General features: G+C 63.8%; 20 protein-coding genes. 7 read left to right on the top strand and 13 right to left on the bottom strand.

The genetic code is table 11. The features are described from left to right. On the top strand, positions 1 to 309 hold a 309-nt coding region (locus NKH03_RS30775; protein WP_352972640.1), incomplete at its 5' end, for a hypothetical protein. Here the strand turns inward: NKH03_RS30775 and NKH03_RS30780 are convergent. Then, on the bottom strand, positions 306 to 1,739 hold the full coding sequence (locus NKH03_RS30780; RefSeq protein ID WP_352972641.1) for a DHA2 family efflux MFS transporter permease subunit: 1,434 nt from the start codon (positions 1,737 to 1,739) through the stop codon (positions 306 to 308). The genes NKH03_RS30775 and NKH03_RS30780 overlap by 4 nt on opposite strands. Before the next feature lie 121 nt (positions 1,740 to 1,860). Between NKH03_RS30780 and NKH03_RS30785 the strand changes: the two genes are divergently transcribed. Then, complete coding sequence (locus NKH03_RS30785; RefSeq protein ID WP_352972642.1) at positions 1,861 to 2,862, top strand: ornithine cyclodeaminase family protein; 1,002 nt, start codon at positions 1,861 to 1,863, stop codon at positions 2,860 to 2,862. After that, positions 2,859 to 4,376: an HAL/PAL/TAL family ammonia-lyase gene (locus NKH03_RS30790; protein WP_352972644.1), complete on the top strand. Its 1,518-nt coding sequence runs from the start codon at positions 2,859 to 2,861 to the stop codon at positions 4,374 to 4,376. The genes NKH03_RS30785 and NKH03_RS30790 overlap by 4 nt, the downstream gene beginning before the upstream one ends. On the opposite strand, the gene NKH03_RS30795 is transcribed toward NKH03_RS30790, so the two are convergent. The 11 genes from NKH03_RS30795 to NKH03_RS30845 form a co-directional block, all read right to left on the bottom strand. Further along, positions 4,341 to 5,141 carry a 3-methyl-2-oxobutanoate hydroxymethyltransferase gene (locus NKH03_RS30795; RefSeq protein WP_352972645.1) on the bottom strand — a complete coding sequence of 267 codons (801 nt, stop codon included), beginning with the start codon at positions 5,139 to 5,141 and terminating at the stop codon, positions 4,341 to 4,343. The two genes, NKH03_RS30790 and NKH03_RS30795, sit on opposite strands and share 36 nt — an antisense overlap. Positions 5,142 to 5,177: 36 nt before the next feature. Further along, positions 5,178 to 5,492, bottom strand: coding sequence for a MocE family 2Fe-2S type ferredoxin (locus NKH03_RS30800; RefSeq protein WP_352972646.1), 315 nt, complete (start codon positions 5,490 to 5,492; stop codon positions 5,178 to 5,180). 17 nt (positions 5,493 to 5,509) lie between these two features. After that, entirely contained in the window at positions 5,510 to 6,592 is a 1,083-nt protein-coding gene (locus tag NKH03_RS30805; protein WP_352972647.1) for a fatty acid desaturase family protein, read from the bottom strand. A gap of 49 nt (positions 6,593 to 6,641) precedes the next feature. After that, positions 6,642 to 7,823, bottom strand: coding sequence for an aldose 1-epimerase family protein (locus tag NKH03_RS30810; RefSeq protein WP_352873292.1), 1,182 nt, complete (start codon positions 7,821 to 7,823; stop codon positions 6,642 to 6,644). A 57-nt stretch (positions 7,824 to 7,880) separates the two neighbouring features. Continuing rightward, positions 7,881 to 8,795: a sugar phosphate isomerase/epimerase family protein gene (locus NKH03_RS30815; RefSeq protein ID WP_352873293.1), complete on the bottom strand. Its 915-nt coding sequence runs from the start codon at positions 8,793 to 8,795 to the stop codon at positions 7,881 to 7,883. Positions 8,796 to 8,821: 26 nt separating this feature from the next. Next, positions 8,822 to 9,919 (bottom strand): Gfo/Idh/MocA family protein, encoded by a 1,098-nt coding sequence (locus NKH03_RS30820; protein WP_352972648.1) that lies wholly within the window; start codon positions 9,917 to 9,919, stop codon positions 8,822 to 8,824. Positions 9,920 to 9,954: 35 nt separating this feature from the next. Further along, a complete protein-coding gene (locus NKH03_RS30825) occupies positions 9,955 to 11,031 on the bottom strand; it encodes an ABC transporter ATP-binding protein (RefSeq protein WP_352972649.1) in 1,077 nt (358 codons plus the stop codon). 1 nt (position 11,032) lies between these two features. Next, entirely contained in the window at positions 11,033 to 12,124 is a 1,092-nt protein-coding gene (locus tag NKH03_RS30830; RefSeq protein ID WP_352972650.1) for an ABC transporter ATP-binding protein, read from the bottom strand. After that, on the bottom strand, positions 12,121 to 13,080 hold the full coding sequence (locus NKH03_RS30835; RefSeq protein WP_352972652.1) for a carbohydrate ABC transporter permease: 960 nt from the start codon (positions 13,078 to 13,080) through the stop codon (positions 12,121 to 12,123). The genes NKH03_RS30830 and NKH03_RS30835 overlap by 4 nt, the downstream gene beginning before the upstream one ends. Beyond that, complete coding sequence (locus tag NKH03_RS30840; RefSeq protein WP_352972653.1) at positions 13,077 to 13,937, bottom strand: carbohydrate ABC transporter permease; 861 nt, start codon at positions 13,935 to 13,937, stop codon at positions 13,077 to 13,079. Before NKH03_RS30840 ends, NKH03_RS30835 begins: the two co-directional genes overlap by 4 nt. A gap of 81 nt (positions 13,938 to 14,018) precedes the next feature. Then, on the bottom strand, positions 14,019 to 15,632 hold the full coding sequence (locus NKH03_RS30845) for an extracellular solute-binding protein (RefSeq protein WP_352972654.1): 1,614 nt from the start codon (positions 15,630 to 15,632) through the stop codon (positions 14,019 to 14,021). 336 nt (positions 15,633 to 15,968) lie between these two features. On the opposite strand from NKH03_RS30845, the gene NKH03_RS30850 reads away from it, so the two are divergent. After that, positions 15,969 to 16,997, top strand: a complete 1,029-nt coding sequence (locus NKH03_RS30850) for a LacI family DNA-binding transcriptional regulator (RefSeq protein WP_352972655.1) — start codon at positions 15,969 to 15,971, stop codon at positions 16,995 to 16,997. Positions 16,998 to 17,017: 20 nt separating this feature from the next. Here NKH03_RS30850 and NKH03_RS30855 read toward each other — a convergent pair whose 3' ends face one another. Next, positions 17,018 to 17,959, bottom strand: coding sequence for a heme/hemin ABC transporter substrate-binding protein (locus NKH03_RS30855; RefSeq protein ID WP_352972656.1), 942 nt, complete (start codon positions 17,957 to 17,959; stop codon positions 17,018 to 17,020). Between the two features lie 178 nt (positions 17,960 to 18,137). Here NKH03_RS30855 and NKH03_RS30860 point away from each other — a divergent pair, with 178 nt between their 5' ends. The 3 genes from NKH03_RS30860 to NKH03_RS30870 are packed head-to-tail and all read left to right on the top strand — an operon-like array spanning position 18,138 to position 20,989. Beyond that, positions 18,138 to 20,258, top strand: a complete 2,121-nt coding sequence (locus tag NKH03_RS30860; RefSeq protein WP_352972657.1) for a TonB-dependent hemoglobin/transferrin/lactoferrin family receptor — start codon at positions 18,138 to 18,140, stop codon at positions 20,256 to 20,258. Between the two features lies 1 nt (position 20,259). Then, entirely contained in the window at positions 20,260 to 20,874 is a 615-nt protein-coding gene (locus NKH03_RS30865) for a siderophore-interacting protein (protein ID WP_352972658.1), read from the top strand. Next, positions 20,828 to 20,989 carry a hypothetical protein gene (locus NKH03_RS30870; protein WP_352972659.1) on the top strand — a complete coding sequence of 54 codons (162 nt, stop codon included), beginning with the start codon at positions 20,828 to 20,830 and terminating at the stop codon, positions 20,987 to 20,989. The genes NKH03_RS30865 and NKH03_RS30870 overlap by 47 nt, the downstream gene beginning before the upstream one ends. The last annotated feature ends 21 nt before the right edge of the window (positions 20,990 to 21,010 follow it).

Here is a 21,010-nt window from a genome sequence, read left to right on the forward strand (position 1 = left end):
AAATCCTCGGCGAGGTCACGTCAACCGAATGCCGAAATTACTTCACAGAGGCAGGCTATGCCCAACCTAAATTCATCCCGCTCTAATCGGCTCAGCGCCGGTTCGTCAAATGAATCCGCGTTCAGAACCCTGGCCGGCAGCGATATTCACCGAGTGGACGCATCGATTGCCGAAGCTGGCGCAATGCCCGGAAAAGCCTGCGCTTTTGGCAATTGGTTGCGCCATTGCGGTCGCTCGCGAAAGCGCTGCACCAAGGCGAAAGGACAAGACGGAATTTATCTCCGCATCAGGCGGAAAAATCGATCTTAATTTCCCGGCGCGTGGCCGGAAACCTCGGCGCCCGCACCCGGCGGCAGCGCGAGAAAACGCAACGCCGCCACCAGTCCGATGGCGCCGATCGCCAGGAAGGCGATTCGAAAATCCACGAGGTCGAGAGCGGGCCGATCCCGGACGATCTGCGACAGATTGAGGATCGCCGCCGCCACCGCGACGCCGAATAGCATCGCCACTTGCTGCAGCATCGAGGACAGCGTTGCTGCCGAACTGCGCTGCGCCGCATCGATATCGGCGAAGGCCAGTGTGTTGAGCGCGGTGAACTGCATCGAGCGAGACAGGCCGGCGATCAGCATCAGCGCCACCACAAGCGCTTGCGGCGTCTGAAGCGAGATCGCCGCGCAAGCCATGATCGCCGCCGAGGCGATCAGGCCGTTGACGACCAGCACCGAACGAAAGCCGAAGCGGCGCAGCGTCGGCGTCGTCACAGTCTTCATGCCGAGATTGCCGAGGAAATAGGCCAGGATCATCATGCCGGCATCGACGGGGCTGAGGCCGAAGCCGACCTGGAACAGCAGCGGCAATAGGAACGGCGTGGCGTTGATCGCCACCCGGAAAATGGTGCCCGCGGCCAGCGTCGAGATGGCGAAGGTCAGCACCCTGAACGACGAGAGATCGAGCAGCGGATGCGGCGCACGCCTGAGATGCCGCACCGCCAGCCAACCTATGACGATGCCGGCTACGATCAGCAGCACCGTCGGCAGGACGCCATCCTCCGGATGCGCGATGCGCTCGAGGCCGTAGAGCAGCAAAGCGAGCCCGGCCGACGTGAGCACGAAGCCAGGCCAGTCCAGCGGTTTGGGGTCGGCCTCGCGGTCGCCCGGAATGAAACGCGCGACCAGCGCCAGCCCGACCATGCCGAGCGGGATGTTGATGAAGAAATTCCAGTGCCAGGACAGGTAGGTGGTGATGAAGCCGCCGAGCACCGGCCCGACCACTGGCGCAAACAGCGCCGGCCAGGTGATCAGTGCCGTGGCGTTGAGCAACTCCGACTTCGACGCGTTGCGCAACACGAGAATGCGTCCGACCGGCGTCATCAGCGCGCTGCCAAGCCCTTGCACGATACGTGCGGCGACGAATTGGGTCAGATTTTCAGAGAAGCCGCAGGCAAGCGAAGCCAGTGTGAACAGGACGATCGCCAGCAGGAAGATGTTGCGGGCGCCGAACCGGTCGGCGAGCCAGCCCGACAGCGGCACGAACACCGCCATGGTCAGCATGTATACGGTGATGCCGATGCTCATCGCCACGGCCGGCACGCCGAACGACTCGCCCATCTGCGGCAACGAGGTCGAGATGATCGTCGAATCCAACAACTGCATGAAGAAGGCGATGGCGACGATCAGCGCCACGCGCCGCGCGTTGGTGGCCGTTTCGGCTAAGGCTCCGGTCTCGGGAATGGCAGTCATGACGGAACCGGTTTGAACAGCATTTGGCTGGCCGCGTCCAGAGACGGCGCCACAAACTTTCGTGTCGCGCCGCCGCCTGCTATGGGATGAGCGGGGTTGCCGAGGAAAGTGTGCGCGTAAAATGAAGCCCATCTACATCGACTACCTCAATGCCCTCGACATCGATGCGCTTGCCATGACCGATGGTGAAATCATTGAGGTAGTCGAGGCTGGCCTGGTGGCGCAAGGCAAGGGCCAGACGGTGATCGAGCCGCGCGTCCATCTTGAGCCGGACTCGTCCTTCCATGGCCATTTCAACGTCTTGCGCGGCTACGTCGCGCCGCTCGACACGGCGGGCGTGAAAATCGTGGGCGACTATGTCGACAATTACCTGCACGGGCTGCCTTCCGAATTCGGCATCCTCAATCTGTTCGATCCGCGCACCGGCACGCCGCGCGCCATCCTCGACGCCACCGTCATCACCGACATGCGCACCGGCGCCGTCACCGCAATCGGGGCCAAGCATCTGGCGTGCAAGAATTCCAAGGTGCTGGCCCATATCGGCGCGCGCGGCACCGCCTACTGGAATGTGCGCCTGCTCGACCATCTCTTCGACTTCGACGAGATCCGCGTCCATTCGCGCCGCCCGGAAAGCCGCGACGGTTTTGCCGCCAAACTGTCCGCCGACCTCGGCAAGACGGTGACGGCGGTGGCCGACTGGAAGAGTTGTGTCGAGGGAGCCGACATCGTCGTCGAAGCCTCGCGGCTACCGGAGCCACAACCATTGTTGAAGACCGAATGGATCAAGCCCGGCGCGTTGGTCGTGCCCTATGGCACGATGAGTGCTGTCGAGCTGTCGCTGACGGACATCATGCGGAAGATGGTCGTCGACGACTGGGGCCAGTGCAAGGGCGGCAAGTTCGGCTCGCTACGCGCTCATGTCGAGACCGGACGGCTGAGCGAAAAGACGCTGCATGCCGAACTCGGTCAGATCGCCGCCGGTCTCAAGGTCGGGCGTGAGAATGACGACGAAACGATCCTGTTCTGGCATCGTGGCCTGTCGCTGTCCGACATCGCGCTGGGCAAGGCGATGCTGGACAAGGCGCGGGCGCAGGGCATCGGCCAGAGGCTGCGCTTCGCATGAGCGCGCTTCACCTTACCGGAGCCGGCGTCGGCGTTGGCGATGTCGCCGCGGTCGCCCGCGATGGGCGCAAGGTGGAAATCGGACCTGATGTCATCGGCAGGCTGGAGAAGGCGCGAAAAGTGCTCGACCAGGCCGCCGCATCCGGCCAGCAGATCTATGGCCTGAACACCGGCCTCGGCGCCAATCTCGGTATCGCTGTAGAGGGCGACGCCAGCACCTTTCAGCGGCAATTGCTGGAGGGACGCACCGGCGCGGTCGGCGAAACGCTGCCGGTCGAAGCCGTTCGCGCAACCATGGCCGCCCGCGCAGCCATGTTGTCAGTCGGAGGCTCTGGCCTTTCGCCTTACGTCTTCGTCGCCTTGGTCGACGCGCTCAATGCCGGCGTCCATCCTGTCATGCCGTCGCTCGGCTCGATCGGCGCCGGCGATCTGGTGCTGATGACGGCACTCGCCCGCATGCTCACCGGCGAAGGCGAGGCAGACTATCAGGGTCGCCGCATGCCGGCGGTCAAGGCGCTGATGATGGCCCGTCTCGCCCCCGTCAGCCTGGCGCCGAAGGACGGCCTGTCGCTGATCAATGCTTCGGCGGTCTCAGCCGGCAGCGGCGCACTTGCGGTGACGGATGCGCTGTCGGCGCTTGCCCAGCAGCAGCAGGCCGGCGCGCTGACCATGGAGGGTTTTGGTGCCAACCGAACCATCCTCGATCCGCGCCTGCATTTGGCGCGCCCGGCGGCCGGCCAGCAGGAAGCAGCCAAAGTGCTGCACGATCTGCTCGCCCGTGACGAGCCGCAGGCGCCGGCCACTTTGCAGGACCCGCTGTCGATACGCTGCATGGCGTCGATCCACGGAGCGCTGATCGATGCGATCGGTCAGGCGAGACATGCCGTCGAGATCGAGCTCAACGCCGCCGCCGACAATCCTCTGGTGCTGGGTGACGACGGGCTGGTGCTGTCGACCGGCAATTTCCACACCGCCGCACTTTCGCTGGCCTTCGAGACCCTCAGCCTGGCAATCGCTCAAGGTGCCGCCGCGAGTGCCGCCCGCTTCATCCAGCTCACCGGTTCGGGCCGCAACGGCCTGCCGAAATATCTGTCGCCGGTCGGCGGCGCCTCGGCCGGCTTCGTGCCGCTGCAGAAGGTAGTGGCATCGATCCTTGCCGCCATTCGCCACAAGGCCAATCCGGTGATGCTCGACTTCCTGCCCGTGTCGGAAGGCGTCGAGGATCATGCCACGCAGACGCCGCTGGCGGTTGCGAAATGCGCCGAGATGATCGACCTGTGGCGGCGGCTGATCGCCTTTGAATTGATGGCCGCCGCGCAGGCCGTCGACCTGCGTGAAGGGCTGACCCTGGCGCCACGCACCGCTTCAATTCACAAGGCAATACGCGCGCTGGTCCCTGGCTTGAAGGAGGACCGGCCGCTCGGCATCGACGCCGAAGGGCTCTACGCGATGCTCGCGGGTGGAAATTGGCAAGCGGCCTTAAGCCCGACCGACCTTGTCCAGGAACAGGCGTAGTTCGCCCGGATCCATATGCACGACATGCCTGTCCTCGGGATAGGCAAGGCTGTTGACGTCGGCGACATATTCCGAGAACGCGGCGATGCGCTCTGCTTGCAACCGATCGTATTCGGCGGCGAAATTGCGATAGACCTTGGAATGGCGCGGCATGTGGCCACGGTTCTGGCCAAGAATGTCATCGGCGAACAGATATTGCGCGTCGCAGCCTGTGCCCGCCCCCATCGACAGCATGATCAGCGACGTGCGCTCCGAGATCGCTTTCGCCACCTCGACCGGCACCACCTCGATTTCCGCGCCGATGGCGCCGGCGGCCTCCAACTGCTTTACCGCCGCGAAGATCTCCATGGCGGTGTCGGCCGTCTTGCCGACGGCTTTGAAGCCGCCGGTCCAGGTGGCGCGCGACGGGATCAGGCCGACATGGCCTATGACGGGGATCGCATCGTCGGCCATCCGCTTGATGGTGGCGTAGCCGGCGCTGCAATAGACCGCGTCGGCGCCGGCCTTGTAGAGCCGGAAGGCCCAGCGCAGGAAATCGTCCGCCGTACCTATCTCGAAGAAGTTCTCGCCTGGCATGGTGAACAGACTGGGCGCCGCGTCGCGGTATTGCGGGTTGAGCACCAGTTCGGGCGGCACCGAAACGATGTCGACCCCTGCCCGCTCGGCCGCCTCGGCCTCGTCCATCGTCAGCACACGCAGCATGGTCAGCTGGCGCTTGCCCTTCATGGCGCGCAGGTCCGCGACGGTCGGTCTTTTTCGGCTCATCGAAAGGGTTCCCCTCTTGTTGTATGCTGCGGCAGGTCAGCCGATCTCGATCATGACCTTGCCAGCTTCGATCCGCACTGGATAGGTCTTGAGATTGACGCACACCGGCGCGCCCTTGGCGACACCTGTCTTGTAGTTGAAGCGGCCATTGTGCTTGGGGCATTCGATGATGTTGTCCATCACCAGCCCGTCGGCCAGATGTGCCTTCTCATGCGTGCAGTAGCCGTCGGTGGCGAAGTACTCGTCATCGGGACTGCGATAGATGGCGAAGGTGCGGCCGCCATGATCGAAGCGGATGACATCCTCTTCCTCGACATCGTCGACGTCGCACGCTTCAACCCAGTCGGCCATCTGTTTCTCCTGCGACTCTATTCCGCTGCCGCCGGAACGGTCAGCGCGTGGAACTCCTCCCGGTACGGTCGCGCCGTCGGCGGCAATTCGCGCTTGAGGAAATAGTCCTCGTACCGGAGCTGCCTGATAAGCACCGGCCAGACCTCGCGATAGGCATGCCACATCGATGGATTGGGCTCCGGCAGGTCGTGCTTGATCAGTTCGTGCAGCTTCGGCAGCGCGTGATAGGGCACCATCGGGAACATGTGATGTTCGACGTGATAATTCATGTTCCAGTAGATGAAGCGGCTGATCGGGTTCATGTAGACGGTGCGCGTGTTCAGCCGGTGGTCGGTGACGTTGTCGGCCAGCCCGATATGCTGCAGCAGGCCGGTCAGCACCATGTGCCAGCTGCCATAGAGGCGCGGCAGGCCGATCAGCACCAGCGGCAGTAACGACCACAAATAGAACGCCAGCGCGATCGTCGCGACATAGATGGCGATATGCCAGCGCGCGGCGATGACCGCCTTGCGCAGCTCCATCTCGGGGATAAAACTCTTCTCGTCGGGCGAGATGCTGCCGAACGCATTGCGCACCAGTGTGGGCAGCGAATAACGGAAATCGAGAACGCCGGTGAAGGCAAGTGCGGCGCGCAGCAGGTCCGGCGGACGCATCACCGCGATCTCGGCGTCGCGGCCGACGATGATGGTGTCGGTGTGGTGGCGGGCATGGCTCCAGCGCCAGGTCACCGGATTGCGCATCAGCATGAAGCTGGCGATCTGGTAGACGACATCGTTCATCCAGCGGGTGCGGAAGGCGGTGCCGTGGCCGCATTCGTGCCAGCGCGAGTCACTGGAGGAGCCGTAGAGCACACCATAGACGAGCAGGAACGGCACCACCCACCATGTGCCCCAGAACCAGATGATCCCGGCGGCGGAGCCCAGTATGGCAGCGATCCAGATGATCGTGTCGCGGATCGCCGGTCCGTCCGAGCGTTGCATCAGCTCCTTCATCGCCTTGCGCGGCACATCGGTGTGATACCATTCGGCCGAGGCCAGCCCGGTCTCGATCGCGATGCGTGTGCTTTCGCCGACCAAGCTGTAGTCGCGCTTTCTTCCCATCACATCGACCTCCGATTTCCGGCCCGCCAGCCGGAGCATTCGTTTCGCATCATGCCCTGTCCGCCAATCCCGGAAAATTGCCCGACGGCACAGGATAATCCTGTTGCGGCTGCCTGGCGATCGACGCGATCTTCGCTTCAGCCGCGGCAATCGCGCCGGCGCCGTCGAGCACCCGGAACACCGCGTCATAGGAACGGCTTTCGCCATGCTCCAGCCAGATCATCTCGCCGCGCTCGCGCGCCGCGAGATTGCCGAGCACATGGTGTGTCGAGGGCTCTATGCCGAGCGCATACTGCCCTGCCTGGAAATTCTGCCATTGATAGGCGCAAGGCAGCTGGTCCTTGCGGGTCACCACCTCGAAGCCAAGTCCGAGACGGTCGTTGACAACAGCCACTGGCACCTCGCCATTGGCGTCCGCCGCCATCTCGTGCTGCCAGACCTGCTCGCTGAAACCCAGTCGCGGCGCCGGCACCGTGCGGTAGCCGACCTTCTGCGCCTCGTAGAGCTCGCCATCATGGCCTGCCCAGACGACGTCCCGGATCGGCGCCAGATAGCGCGCGCCCTCGTCGAGCAAGGGGTGGCTGACATTGACATGGTAGAAATACATATGCGGCGTACGGTTGAAGCCGTGATTGACGACGCGGTCCGACAGCCGGATCTCGTTGCCGCCGACATCGGCCTCGATGCGCCGCAATAAATGCAGATCCTCGCCGAACACCGCCGATTGCTGGACGATCCCTTCGGCCCACAGCACGCAGCGGTCACCATCCCAGGCCTCGCCATACCCGGTCAGCCGCGCCGGAATGGTGCCGACGCGGCCGTGCAGCGAATGCACCACGGTCTTCCTGCCCGGATAGTTGTAGGTATCGACCGGCACTTCTTCCCGGCCCAATATATGGTCGAGGCCGCAGGTGACGAGCAGGCCGGAAAAGGAGCGCGCCCAGGCCAGTCCGCCTTCCCCCTCGTAATCGTGCAGGCCGGGGTTGCGAAAGCCGCTCGGCGAATGCCAGCCGATCGCCTGGCCCTTGAAGTCGCAATCGGCGATATCGAGCGCCCGGTCGACCAGCGCCGTGAAGCGCAGGCCCGAACCGGTGCGGAACTCCAGCATGCGGATGCCGCGTTCCACCCCGTCGCCAAGCGTCATCAGCCGCACGCCGGCGAACTGCGACAGCATGCCCGAACGTTCCGATACCTGACGGCGCGAAAGCGTCTTGCCGTAGAGTTCTACCATGTCACGGCCGCTTCTTCACTGCACTGTCGTCCCATCAATCGGCTGCGCTAATGACCATCAAAGACCGTTGGCGCGGAACTTCCCGTCGAGGAACTTCTTGGCGCGCGGCACGTCGTCTTCCGAGAGATGCTCGATGATCACCGGGATGTTCGGATGCTTCTGCGCCAGCCGCTGAAGGTAGAGATCGTAGTTCAGCGAGCCGAGGCCGGGTGCCGGCAGCTCGATCTCGCCGACGCCACGGAACGTGTGGCTCTCCAGCGCGTCCTCGTCACCGATATCGGCATGCTTTTCGGACTTGTCGCCGCCCGAGCGCTTGACGTCCTTGGCGTGCGCTATTCTGATCTTGTCCGTCAGCGTGTCGAACACCTGGTTCAGGATCTGGTCCATCCTGTCGATGTTGTGCGTCTCGAAATAATTGGTCGGATCCATCAAGAGTCCAAGGCCGGGATGATCGACCTGCGCGAACATCTTCACCGTCTCCTCGACCGAGCCGACGACGTTGTTGACATAGGTCTCGAGCAGGAACACCGCGCCGTGGTCATAGGCTGTCTGGGCAAGGTCGGCGACCACCTTGCGGCATTCCTCGAACCCTTCCTCGGTCTTGTTCTTGGGGTGATGCACCCAGTCGGACTCGGTGTTGTAGGTGCCGGTCTCCGAGATCACGTACGGGCTGCCGAAATGGCGGGCGTTGCGGATGATCTCCTTGAGGTAGCCGACGCGCTTGTCGCGCTCGGCCTTGTCCGGATGGATGATGTTGGTGTAGCCCGACACGCAGCAGACCGGCAGATTGTGGTCGCGGAAAACGTCGCGCACGGTCTTGGCCTTGTCCTTGGTGATCTGCCCGGCCGACAGGTCGACATCCTTGAAATGCAGGTCGAGCTGCACCGTGTTGAAACCGAGCCCGCGGATCTTCTTCGCCGTCTCTTCGAGTCCGTACGGGAAATAGCCCGTAAAAATACCTGCCTGCATCATGGTGTGAATTCCTCCCTGTAAGCGATTCAGTTGATTGAAGTTGTCGAGATTTCGGACAGCTTGACCGTGCGGCCCTCGTCGATCGAGCGGTAGCCCGCCTCGACCAGCGCCATGGTCTTGACGTTGTCGGCGACCGACAGCGCCGGCGGCGTGCCGGTCTTCACCGCGTGCTGGAGCTGTTCCATCACGCCGATAAAGGCATGCGGGAACCACATCGTGTCCCAGCTCGGGCTGACCCACTCGCCGCCGGTCGTCTCGGTGGAAGCATAGGTCAGCGTCGAGGCCGCACCTGTCGGCCAGCCGATGGTGCCCTTGGCGACCCCCTTGGTGCCGTCGACGCGCCAGTTGATGTGCTGGTCGTCCTTGTAGCCATCCTGGCGCGGGCCGGACCAGACATCCTCCAGCGACACGGCGAGCACGCCGGACGGGAAGCGCAGCGTCGACACGGTGATGCCGTCGGAATGGTCGAATTTCGTGCGCGGATCCTTGCGCGTCAGCGTGGTGATTTCATCCGGGTCGCCGAACAGGAAGCGCAACACGTCGAGATGGTGCACGCTCATATTGGCGAGCGTCAGCCGGTCATATTCTTCCAGGAAGCTCTGCCAGTGCGGGATGGCGTGCATGTCGATCTGCGCGAAGACGATGTCGCCCAGCGCGCCGCTGTCGATGATCTGCTTCAAGACGCGCATCGACTGGTCGTAGCGCATGTTTTGGTTGACCGAGAGGATCTTGCCGGCCTTGGCCGCCTCGTCGCGCAGCTTGACCGCTTCCTCGACCGACAGCGCCAATGGCTTCTGCGCCAGGATCGCCTTGATGTGCTTCTGCTTCAGTGCGTGACGGATCAGCGCCGGCTGCTGGTCGGGCGGAAAGGCAAGGTCGATGATCTCGACATTCGTATCCTCGATCAGCTGCTCCGGCGTGTCGTGCACGGTCGGGATGGCCCAGCGCGCCGCCACCTTCTCGGCGCTGGCCCGGGTGCGCGAGGCGATCGCCACCACCGGGAAGCCAGCTTCCTTGTAGGCAGCGAGATGACACTCGGCCATGATCATGCCAGCGCCGACGCAGCCGATCTTGAATTCCTTCGTGCGGACCTTCACGTCCGGCTCGAAGCCCTTGTTTGCCATCTGATCCTCCCGAAGCTCTTTCCTTGCGGCCGCCGTCATCGTGCCAGCGCTCCCCCGCTCTGTCCGAAATAATGCACCCTGGCCGCCTCACAGGATATCGCCACCATGGCGTCGGGCCGGATGTCAGGCTGGCCGCGCAGCAATGCCTTTAGCCGCGCCTGCCCGGCAGCGAGCGTCAGCACGGTGTAGCCGCCAAGCGGCTCGACCTCGAACACCCGCGCTGGGCGGCCCGGGCCCCCATCCCCTTTTCCATCAACGGGCCACGGTCCGACCTTGATGTCTTCCGGCCGCAGTCCGATCTCGACGGCGTCCGCGGGCGCCGCCTTGTCGGCAATGCGGATCGTGCCTTCGGCCGCCTCGACACCGCCCTCGCCGCGCACCGATCGAAGGATGTTCATCATCGGCGAGCCGAGCAGCCGCGCCACATAGGTGCTGGCCGGACGGTCATAGAGTTCGGCTGGTGCACCAATCTGCCTGATCCTGCCGTCCTCCAGCATAGCGATGCGATCGGCGACCGACATCGCCTCTTCCTGGTCGTGCGTGACATAGATTAGCGTCTTGCCGAGCTCGCGCTGGATGCGCTTCAACTCGACGCGCGTTTCTTCGCGTAGCCTGGCGTCGAGCGCCGAGATCGGATCGTCCATCAGATAGGCGTTGGGATCGCGCACCAGGGCACGCGCGATCGCCACGCGCTGCCGCTCGCCTCCCGAAAGCTGTCCCGGCGGCTTGTGCAGGATGTGGCCGATATGCAGCTTCGCCGCGACGTCGGCGACCCGCCTTTTGATGTCGACCTCGGCGACCCGGCGTTCGACCAGGGGGAAGCGGACATTGTCGAGCGCGCTCATATGCGGAAACAGGGCCAGGTTCTGGAACACCATCGCCACGTTGCGCTCGGCCGGCGACACCTCGTTGACCGGTCTGCCGCCGATCAGGATTTCACCGGCATCAGGCGTCTCAAGCCCAAGCACCAGGCGCAGGATGGTCGACTTTCCCGACAGTGGCGGCCCAAAGAAGCAGAAAAACTCATTGTCGTTGACGGTGAACGAGGCGTCGTCGACGGCGAGTGTGCCGCCGTAGCGCTTGGTCACATTGCGGAAGACGATATCGGCCATCTCAACCTGCCTTCATCGCAAGACCGGTAGCGGCGTCGAAGACACGCACCGACGACGCGGTGGGGGCGACGACAGCGGTGTCGCCGATCGCCAGCCCGACATCATTGTCGAACACCGTTTTCACGGCAGCCTCGCCCTGCCCGAGATGAACGATCGTGCGCGCACCGATCCGCTCGACGAAGGTCACCGGCATGGCGAGGCCCTGACCATTCTGCACCAGCGTCGCCTGTTCCGGCCGGAATCCGTAAAGCACCTCGCCGCGCGCACCACGAACGGCCGCCGCCAGATCACTCGGCAGTGGCGGGGTGATGCCCACCGGTCCGAGATCGACGACCAGCCCACGGTCGCTCTCCGCCGGCCTGCCCCTGAGCAGGTTCATGCCCGGCGCGCCGATGAAGCGGGCCACGAAGACATTGGCCGGATCGTTGTAAACCTCGAGCGGCGTGCCGACCTGCTGCAGCACGCCATGATCCATGACCGCGATGCGGTCGGCCATGGTCATCGCCTCTAGCTGGTCGTGGGTGACATAGACCATGGTCTGGCGAAACTGGCGCTGCAGCTGCTTCAGTTCGGTGCGCATGACAGCCCGGAAAGCGGCGTCGACATTGGACAGCGGCTCGTCGAGCAGGAAGATCGCCGGCTCCATGATCGCCGAGCGGCCGATCGCCACCCGTTGCAATATGTTGACCGACAGCCGGTCGGCCTTGCGGTCGAGCAGCGGTGTCAGCTGCAGCATCTCGGCGATGGCACCGACGCGGCGATCGATCTCGGCTTTGGCAACCCCTCGCATTTTTGGACCGTAGCCAAGGTTCTGGCGCACCGTCATATGGGTGAAGATGGCGTAGTTCTGGAACACGAAGCCGACGCCGCGCCGCCCCATCGGCACGCCGGCCATGTCGCGCTCACCGAACAGGATCTTGCCCCCGGTCGGTTCCTCCATGCCGGCGATCATGTTCATCGTCGTCGACTTGCCGCAGCCCGACGGACCGAGCAGCGCCATGAACTCACCATCTGATATTGCCAGGTCCATGGTCTTCAGCGCGGTGAAGTCGCCGAATTTCTTGACCAGGTTCTGCAGGTGGATCGCGCTCATGCCAGTACCTCGCGTGCCCGCGCCATGCGCTTCATGGCGAACACCGCGACGATCGAGAGCACCACCAATATGGCCAGCGCGATCGCCGCCACATAGCCCCAGATCAGGTCCTGCGTGGTGAGCTTGTAGATGTAGACGGAGATGGTCTCGGTGGCGACGCCGGGACCACCGCCGGTCATGATGTAGAGCGTATCGAAGATCTTGAAGTTCTCTATTACCCTGATCGCCAGCGCGATGATGATGATCGTCTTCATTTTCGGCAGCACGATGGTGACGAAGCGCTGCCACGGATTGGCGCCGAGCAGCGTCGCCGCCTTGATCTGGTCCTCCGGCACACCGACCAGACCGGCGAGCAGGATGAGGAACATCAGCGGCGTCCACTGCCAGATATCGGCGACCATGACGGCGATCAGGGCCAGGGTCGGGTCCGACAGCCAGGCGATGGTGACGGGAGAACCGGTGAGCGCCGACAATATGTCGTTCACCGGACCGCCCGACTGGAACAGCATGAAGAACATGTAGCCGGCCACCGCCGGCACCACCATCATCGGCATCAGCAGGATCGAATAGAAGATCCGCTTGCCCGGAAAATCGTCGGCAAACAGCGTCGCCAGCGCCAGCCCGAGCAGGAACTCCACCGGCACGCAGACGATCATCACGATGGCCGTGCGCTTCAGCGCGCTCCAGAAGCGCGGATCGGCGGCAAGGTCGGTGTAGTTGGCAAAGCTGTTCCACAGCGACCAGGCATTCCACCAGCCGAGGCCCGACAGCGGCGACCAGTCGGTGACGCTGATGTAGAGCTGCATCAACAGCGGGAAGGCCGAGATGAACAGGACGAGGATCTGCGCCGGCAGCGTCAGCCGGAAACCCAGCCTTACGCCCTCGTCGCGCGAAACCGGCCTTGCTGCGACGGCTTTCATCTCGTCCTCTGCATTCATGGCAGTCACCGCGCTCATTGCTTGAGCGCCCCGAATGTCAGCCCGCGCACCAGATGGCGCTGGATGGCGATGCCCATGATCACCGGCGGCACGGCGGCGATCAGGCCGAGCGCTGCCTTGGCGCCATAGAGCTGCCCGGTCATCGAGGACGACAGCGAGGCCATGTAGACCGGGATCGTCACCCATTCGCGCGTCGTCAGAAGCAGCGCGATCAGATAGTCCGACCAGTTGAGGATGAAGACGAAGAGTGCCGCACTGGCCAGCGGCGCGCGCATCATCGGCAGCGTGATGCGGGTAAAGACGCGCAGCCGCGAACAGCCTTCGACCAGGGCCGCCTCCTCGATCTCGCGCGGCATGTCGTCGAAGAACGTCTTCATCAGCCAGAAGGCGAAGGGCAAGGTGACGATGCCGTAGATCAGCGCCAGGCCCCACCAGCTGTCGGTGAAGTTCAGGAAGGCCCACATGATCATCACCGGGATCATCACCGCCATCGGTGGAAACAGCCTGAGCTGGATCAGTGCCAGCGGCAGGTTCTGGCCGGAGCCGAAACGCGACAGTCCGTAAGCCGCGGAAGTGCCCGCCGACATGGCGATCACCGTGCCGAAAACCGCCGACAGCAGAGACGAGAGGATAGGTTTCAGCGCGGTGCGGTCGAGCGCGACGATCAGATTGTTGGTCGACTCGCCGAAGACGAAACGGAAATTGCTGAGCGTCGGGTTCCTCGGCCACCATGTCAGGTCGGCACCGGTCGCCGACCATTCGGCGATCGGCTTGAATGCCATCGACACCATCCACAGGATCGGCACCAGCGTCACCGCCATGGCCGCGAGGATCGCGGCGTAGCGGAATATCTCGAAGGGAATGGAACGCTTCATCTTGCGGCTTTGCTGGTGGCGTTGTGGGCGGAGGGGAGAAGCAAGCTCCTCCCCTCCTTCGGTATGATCCAGGGAGATGGATCAGACGATTGGATCGAGAACTGTCGGCCAGGCCTCCTTGTTGGTCTTGATGGCTTCGAGCAATTTGTCCTCGCCGGTGCGCCGGGCGATCTTCTTCCATTCGGCCTCGGTGTCGGCCATCGCCTGCTCCGATGTCTTGGCCTTGGTCAGCGCCGCCATCAGGTTCTCGTCGAGCGCATTGTGGAAGGCGGTCGCGCCTGGATAGTTGATGGTTGGCACGGTGCGGGCGACCGTCTCGCGCACCACGTCCATGTGGTAGGCATGATAGGTCTGACGCACCAGCGGATCGGAGAAATCCGACAGCCGGAACGGGTCCAGGTAACCACCGGGGTTGGCGCTCATCCAGGCGTAGATGCGCGCGGAACCCAGCCATTGCAGCAGGAGATAGGCAACCTCCTGGTTCTTCGACTGCGACGAAACCATGCCGGTCAGCGAGAACCACAGCACGGAACGGCTGATCAGCTTGCCGTCGATCTCGCGGCCGGGCGGCAGCATCGAGCCGATCTTGCCGGTGACAGCCGAGTCCTTGTTGCCGGCATTGTCGAGGAATTTCGGCAGGTTGGAGAAGGCGCAGGTCATCGCCGCACCGCCCTTGGCGAAATTGCCATATTGCTCCGGCCAGCCCCAGGAGATCGCATCCGGCGAATGATGCGCGAGCGAAGCGACATATTCGTTGGTGGCGGCAATGCCCTGCTCGGAATTGACCATCGGCTTGCCATCGTCGCCAAACAGGAACTGGTTGGGCGAGGCCATCGAGACATAGCGCTGATACCAGTTGGTGTAGCCCCAGCCCTGGTTGCGAAGGTCGGTCGAGCCGAACAGGCCCTTGTCCGGGCGCTGGAAGAAGGCCGCGATATCGCCATGCTGCTTCCAGGTCTTCGGCGGCGTCAGATCATAGCCGTATTTGTCCTTGAAGGCCTTCCTCTCGGCTTCGTCGCCGAACAGGTCGCTGCGGTAGACCCAGGTCTGGAAGTCGCCGTCCAGCGACACGCCATAGTTCGAGCCACGATATTTGTTGAGCAGCGACACGCCCTTGGCGCCGTTGACATAACCGTTCGTGGGATCGTCCCACTCGGGCTTGTACTGCGCGACGAAGTCGTCGAGCTTGGCGATGCCGCCGGTCTCGGCGAGGTCGCCCAGCCGGTTCCATTCGGTCGAATAGATGTCGTAGGCCCCACCCTTGGTGGAGATGTCTTGCATCGTCTTGGTGAATTCCTGACCGTTCGGCAGGCCGACGATTTCAATCGGGATGCCGGTCTCCTTTTCCCATAGGTCCTTGATCGACGGCGCGCCGGCCGGGAACGGCTGCGTAAGCTGGCCGATCGAGCCGTCGGACAGACCGAGCACGATCTTGGCCGGCGCCTTGCCGGCGCCCTTTAGCGCCTTGGCCGCCTCGATGGCGCGTCCTTCCGGCGTGTCGGCGCCGTACTGGTAGCGCTCGGCCCCATCGAAGCCCGTCGGGCCGCCGATCATGCCTGGCGCCAGCGCGTCGGCCGCATAGGCGCGGCCGGGACGAATGAATTGCGGCGCAATGCCAGTGGCGGCCATGATCACGGCGGCCTTTCCTCCGGACGCAAGCAAGCGACGCCGCGAGATGCGGATCAAATTGGACATTGAAACTCCTCCCTTAGGGCCACGTTTCCTCCACGACCCTATGAGGGATATTGACGGCAGCATGGGAAGGCTGTCAACATCATAAATAGTCAAAAGACATCACAACATTGCAAAAATGGCGAGGAAATGCGCAAAACCGGAATCCATACCGCACTCCTGATGCCTCGATCTGAGGGAAAACGCCTCTTCCCGGGTCTGCGAAGCCCTGCCGGGCGATTTGATTTAGCCCGGCGGCTTGCACATCGGCCAAGGGCGGATACATCATTTCCCATCAGAATCGCGGACGGCACGAAAGCCGCCGCCAGCCGACCTGACGCATGCAGGAGATGAAAGACGTTGCGGTCCACCCTGACTGACATAGCCCGGGAAGCCGGTGTCTCGGCCGCCACGGTCGACCGAGTGCTCAACAACCGCCCCGGCGTGCGGGCGCGCACGCGAGAAATCGTGCTCGAAATGGCGCAGCGCCTCGGCTATATCGCCGAAAGCCCGAATGGGGCGCCGCCGCGGCATTTGCCCGGCGACGTCATCCGGCTCGACTTCGCGCTGCCCGCCGGCACCAATTCCTTCATCAAGATGCTGCACCGCCAGATCGAGGCACAGGCGCGGTCACGGCCAGACCTCGACGTTCACATTGCCACTATCGAAGGTTTCAACCCGGACGGCCTCGCCCGCCTGCTGCAGGATTTGCGCGGCCGGACGCAAGGCGTCGGCGTCATCGCGCTCGACCATCCGACGGTGCGCGAGGCGATCCGCTCGCTGTCGGCCAACGACATCAAGGTGGTGACCATCGCCTCCGACATCCTGCATGTGCCCAGGGTCGCCTATATCGGCATCGATAACCGCGCCGCCGGGCGGCTGGCCGGCTATCTGCTCAACCGCTTCATGGGATCAGGCCGTCCCGGCAAGGTGGCGCTGTTCGCCGGCTCGCTTTCCTATCGCGGCCATGAGGAACGCGAGATGGGATTCCGCCATATCCTGACGGAGGAATCGCCCAATCTGCAGATCGTCGAGATGCGCGAAATGCTCGACGACCGCGAAAAGGCTTATTCGGAAGCGTCCGCCCTGCTGGAGCGGCACCCCGACCTTGCCGCGATCTACAATGTCGGCGCCGGCAACACCGGCATCGCCCGCGCGCTCAAGGAACGCGGCCGCGCCCAGTCCATTGTCTTCCTCGGCCACGAGGTGACGGACGGCACCAAGGACCTCCTGCTCGACGGCACGCTCGACGCGGTCATCGACCAGAACCCGCGCGTCGAGGCCCGAGAAGCGCTCAACACCCTGACCCATGCGGTCCGGGGGCTGCCCTATGAACTGCACCAGCCAAGGCTGCAGGTGATCTTCAAGGAGAACATCCCGGAGATCTGAGCAGCAAGCTTGGTCAACGCTTATCCTTCTGGATAAAGCGCCTTCGCCAGGTCGCGGATAGCATCTGATGTCCGCGGGCCGAAGCCGATCATGTAGGCGCCGTCGAGCACGATCAGCGCCTTGTTGACCGCCGCCGGCGTTGCCGCCAGCGCCCGGTTGGCGAACACCTGCTCGGGCGTGGGTCCGCCCTTGCCGTCACTCATCATCACGATCACATCCGGCGCCATCTCGATCAGTTTTTCCTCCGACGCCGCCTTGTAGCCCTGCACGACGTCCATCGGGTTGAGGCCGCCGGCATAGCGGATGATGGCGTCGGCCGAGGTGCCGGCGCCGGCGGCACTCAACTTCACGAGACCATGGAAGAACACCACCTTCTTACGCCGCTCCGGCGGAATCTTCGACGCCAGATCGGCCGCCGCCTGAAAGGCAGTGAGCACCTCGGCGGAAACCACCTTGCCCTTGTCCTCGAGCCCAAGGGCGGCGGCGATCAGCGTGATCTTGCGCTCGATGCCTTGTGGGCTGTTGTCCTGCGGGATGAAGACGACCGGGATCGCCAGCGACTTCAGCACCTCGACCGCTTCGGGAGGCCCGCTGTCCTCGGCCGCCAGGATCAGGTCGGGACGCAAGCTCGCCGTTCCTTCGACCGAAAGCTGGCGGCGATAGCCGACATTGGGCTTCTGCGTCACGGATGGCGGATATTTGCTGCCGCGATCGACGCCGACGATCCGCCCGCCGGCACCCAGCGCATGGACGATTTCGGTGACGTCGGAGCCCAGCGTCAGGATCCTGGTTCCCGGTCCCGGCGCGACGGTTCGTCCCAACGCGTCGACAACGGTCTCGGCGGCCAGCGCCTTGAAGCCACCGGACGGCGCCAGCACCGACAGCGCCAGGAGCAGCACCGCCGCGATCCTGCCCGGTTGCAACCAGCGAATCCCCCTGCCCTCGCTCAGACTGCCGACCATCACGCTGCTCCAAGCCAATGCTTCTCGATGACGGTCGGCTATAAATTTAAAGTTGACTTATGTCATCATGTTTTAATAAGTGGCTCGTGCCCCGACCGCATGGTCGAGGTTTTTTCGATCATGCCAGCCAAGGCCGTTCAGCCACCGCCAGCCGTTTTGCTTTTTGCTTGGGGGCTGCATGATAACGACAACAAACAAGACCTTGATGGCGAGCACCGCGCTCGCCGTCGTGCTCGGCCTCTGCGCCGTGCCCTTTGCCAGTGCGCAGGAACAGGACCAGGAGAAAAAGGCCACCGCCAAGACCGGCCGCCTGGCGCCGGCCAGTGCCGAGCAACCGGCGACGATGCTTGATGTGATCACCATCTCGGCGACGATGATCAAGACCGCCGTCATCGAATCGATGGCCGCCATCAGCGCCATCGATCAGGATGAGCTCGACCGCATCCAGCCCGACACCGCCGCCGACATCTTCCGCACCACGCCGGGCGTCGCTGCCTCGATGAACGGCGACGACCCGGCGACCGCCATCAACATCCGCGGCCTGGAACAATATGGCCGCGTCGTCGTCACCCTCGACGGCGCCCGGCAGGACTATTGGCGCGTCGGTCATGGCTCTGGCTCGTTCTATGTCGAACCCGACCTGATCAAGGAAGCCACCGTCATTCGAGGCCCGGTGTCGAATGCTTATGGTTCAGGCGGCATCGGCGGCGTCGTCTCCTTCGAGACCAAGGATGCCGGCGACTTCCTCAAGAAAGACGAGCGCTGGGCGCTGAGCGAGAAGCTCGGCTACGAGGACAATGGCGACGGCTTCACCACCAGCACCACCGGCGCTTACCGCTTCAGCGACGATGCCGACATCATCGGTAACCTCATCCACCGCGACCGCGACAGCTACACCGACGGCAATGGCGACACCGTGCCATGGACCGGCGAGCGAGTAACCAGCGGTTATCTGAAGACGACGCTGCGGCCGGCCGATGACCACGAGCTGAAGCTCGGCGCCATCCTTCAGCGCTACAACGACCAGATCACCGGTTCGAGCGGCTCGACCTCGCCGACGCTGAGCCGCTACGACACCAACACCACCAACCAGACCTACACCGCGGCCTACACCTGGAAGCCCGACGACAACGAGCTGATCGACTTCAGCGCCAATGCCTATCATAACCGCACCCGCGCCAAGCAGACGCAGGTCTGGCCCGTCTCGGCGATCGGCAATTTCCGTTTTTACGATGTCGCCACGACAGGCTTCAATGTGAAGAACTCCTCACGCTTCGACGCCTGGGAGATCGCCCACTCGCTGACCTACGGGCTCGACTATTACTATCTCGAAGCGTCATCCGAGGCCGCGCATTTCGGTGCCGGCGAGCAGCAGGGCTACGGCGGTTTCCTGCAGTGGCAAGGCGACTACGAGAACTGGCTGCAGGTGATCGCCGCCATGCGCTACGACGGCTACCAGCTGGATGGCGAGACCCGCACCGTGCCTCCGCGGGAAGCCTCGATCTCAGGCGATCGCTGGTCGCCGCGTCTCACCGTCGGCGTTACACCGTTCGAAGGCTTCCAGCTCTATGGCACCTATTCCGAAGGCTACCGGGCGCCGGGCCTGCAGGATGTCTTCCGCGGCGGCGGCGCGCATGGCGGCGGCGATAGCTATCGACCCAATCTTCTGCTGCAGCCCGAGACGGCGAAGAACTGGGAGGCCGGCATCAACGTGAAATATGACGACGTGCTGACGGCGGGCGACCGGCTGCGTGCCAAGGTCAACGCCTTCCACACCGACGTCGAGGATTACATCGACGTCGACCTGACGGTCCTGCCGCGCACGGCGATCAACATCGGCGACGCGCGCCTGAAGGGCGTCGAGGCCGAGATGGTCTATGACTACAATTGGGGTTTTGTGAATCTTGCCGGGGCGTTGATCGACGCCAAGGTCGTCAGCGGCGTCTATTCCGGCCAGGCGCTGAGCAACACGCCGCTCGACCGTTTCTCGGCCACCATCGGCTTCCGCATGCTGGAGGACCAGCTCACCGTCGGTGCGCAATATCTCAGCGTCGGCAAGATCACCCGCACCAGCCGCACCAATCCCAACGCCGTGCCGGTCGTCGACGACGGTTTCGAACTGGTCAGCGTCTTCGCCAACTGGCGCGTCAACGACAACCTGAAGCTCGATTTCGGCGTCGATAACGTCTTCAACACCGCCTACACCGACCCGCAAAGCGCATGGTCGACCTCGGCGGCAACGGAACAGGGCAAGGGCCGCACTTTCAAGGTGGCCTTCACCGGCAGGATCGGAGGCTAGAATGAGCGAAGCATCGGTGCGCGAACTGGTCTGCGAAGCGCGGCTCGACCTGCGGCACCTGCCCGACTACATGGAACGCATCAGCGACAGGCTGCAGAGTTTCGAGGCCGATGCTTCGCATCATGGGCGGCGCATCGATTTCCGTTTCGCCTTTGGCCGTGCCTCCATCGACGTGGAGCGGCGGGTGATGCGGGCCAATGCCGCCGACAGCGACGGGCTGGCCCGCATCAAGGACCTGCTCGCGACGGCGGTCCAGGTCTATGCCAGGGAGGAAAACCCCGAGATCGTCTGGACCGGCGATCTCTCGGGCGAAACCAGCCTCGCTCAGTTCCGCGAGATGACGGTGACGGATGTTCGCGACCTTACCGCTCATATGCGCCGCATTCGCCTCGCCGGCGAGAACCTTTCCCGCTTCGCCAAATTCGGCGGCATGCATATCCGCATGCTGTTCCCGACCAGGGAGGTGCCTGATCCGCTGTGGCCGGTGCTCGGGGGCAATGGCTTGCCGGCCTGGCCAGCCGACGACCGGCGACCGGTGGCAGCGCGTCTACACCATCCGCGCGCTCGACGTGACCAAGGGCACCATCGATGTCGACTTCCTCGTCCATCCCGGTGAGAGTGTCGGGGGGGGGGGGGGGGGGGGGGGGGGCGGGCCGCCCGGGGGGGGGGGGGGGGGGGGCGGGGCGGGCGCGCCCGGGGCCGGGCACCACGATGTGTTTTTTTGTTATTAAAAAAAAAAAAAGGGGCGCGAG

This window comes from Mesorhizobium sp. M1406, from assembly GCF_040317555.1.
In the GTDB taxonomy this organism is placed as follows: domain Bacteria; phylum Pseudomonadota; class Alphaproteobacteria; order Rhizobiales; family Rhizobiaceae; genus Mesorhizobium.

What these genes read in the sequence shown, in the direction of transcription:
- NKH03_RS30845 (WP_352972654.1), bottom strand. Translation starts at nt 15,632, where the DNA reads ATGTCCAATTTGATCCGCATCTCGCGGCGTCGCTTGCTTGCGTCCGGA.
- NKH03_RS30830 (WP_352972650.1), bottom strand. Translation starts at nt 12,124, where the DNA reads ATGAGCGCGATCCACCTGCAGAACCTGGTCAAGAAATTCGGCGACTTC.
- NKH03_RS30780 (WP_352972641.1), bottom strand. Translation starts at nt 1,739, where the DNA reads ATGACTGCCATTCCCGAGACCGGAGCCTTAGCCGAAACGGCCACCAAC.
- NKH03_RS30815 (WP_352873293.1), bottom strand. Translation starts at nt 8,795, where the DNA reads ATGATGCAGGCAGGTATTTTTACGGGCTATTTCCCGTACGGACTCGAA.
- NKH03_RS30820 (WP_352972648.1), bottom strand. Translation starts at nt 9,919, where the DNA reads ATGGCAAACAAGGGCTTCGAGCCGGACGTGAAGGTCCGCACGAAGGAA.
- NKH03_RS30790 (WP_352972644.1), top strand. Translation starts at nt 2,859, where the DNA reads ATGAGCGCGCTTCACCTTACCGGAGCCGGCGTCGGCGTTGGCGATGTC.
- NKH03_RS30855 (WP_352972656.1), bottom strand. Translation starts at nt 17,959, where the DNA reads ATGGTCGGCAGTCTGAGCGAGGGCAGGGGGATTCGCTGGTTGCAACCG.
- NKH03_RS30800 (WP_352972646.1), bottom strand. Translation starts at nt 5,492, where the DNA reads ATGGCCGACTGGGTTGAAGCGTGCGACGTCGACGATGTCGAGGAAGAG.
- NKH03_RS30785 (WP_352972642.1), top strand. Translation starts at nt 1,861, where the DNA reads ATGAAGCCCATCTACATCGACTACCTCAATGCCCTCGACATCGATGCG.
- NKH03_RS30825 (WP_352972649.1), bottom strand. Translation starts at nt 11,031, where the DNA reads ATGGCCGATATCGTCTTCCGCAATGTGACCAAGCGCTACGGCGGCACA.
- NKH03_RS30795 (WP_352972645.1), bottom strand. Translation starts at nt 5,141, where the DNA reads ATGAGCCGAAAAAGACCGACCGTCGCGGACCTGCGCGCCATGAAGGGC.
- NKH03_RS30840 (WP_352972653.1), bottom strand. Translation starts at nt 13,937, where the DNA reads ATGAAGCGTTCCATTCCCTTCGAGATATTCCGCTACGCCGCGATCCTC.
- NKH03_RS30865 (WP_352972658.1), top strand. Translation starts at nt 20,260, where the DNA reads ATGAGCGAAGCATCGGTGCGCGAACTGGTCTGCGAAGCGCGGCTCGAC.
- NKH03_RS30805 (WP_352972647.1), bottom strand. Translation starts at nt 6,592, where the DNA reads ATGGGAAGAAAGCGCGACTACAGCTTGGTCGGCGAAAGCACACGCATC.
- NKH03_RS30810 (WP_352873292.1), bottom strand. Translation starts at nt 7,823, where the DNA reads ATGGTAGAACTCTACGGCAAGACGCTTTCGCGCCGTCAGGTATCGGAA.
- NKH03_RS30860 (WP_352972657.1), top strand. Translation starts at nt 18,138, where the DNA reads ATGATAACGACAACAAACAAGACCTTGATGGCGAGCACCGCGCTCGCC.
- NKH03_RS30835 (WP_352972652.1), bottom strand. Translation starts at nt 13,080, where the DNA reads ATGAGCGCGGTGACTGCCATGAATGCAGAGGACGAGATGAAAGCCGTC.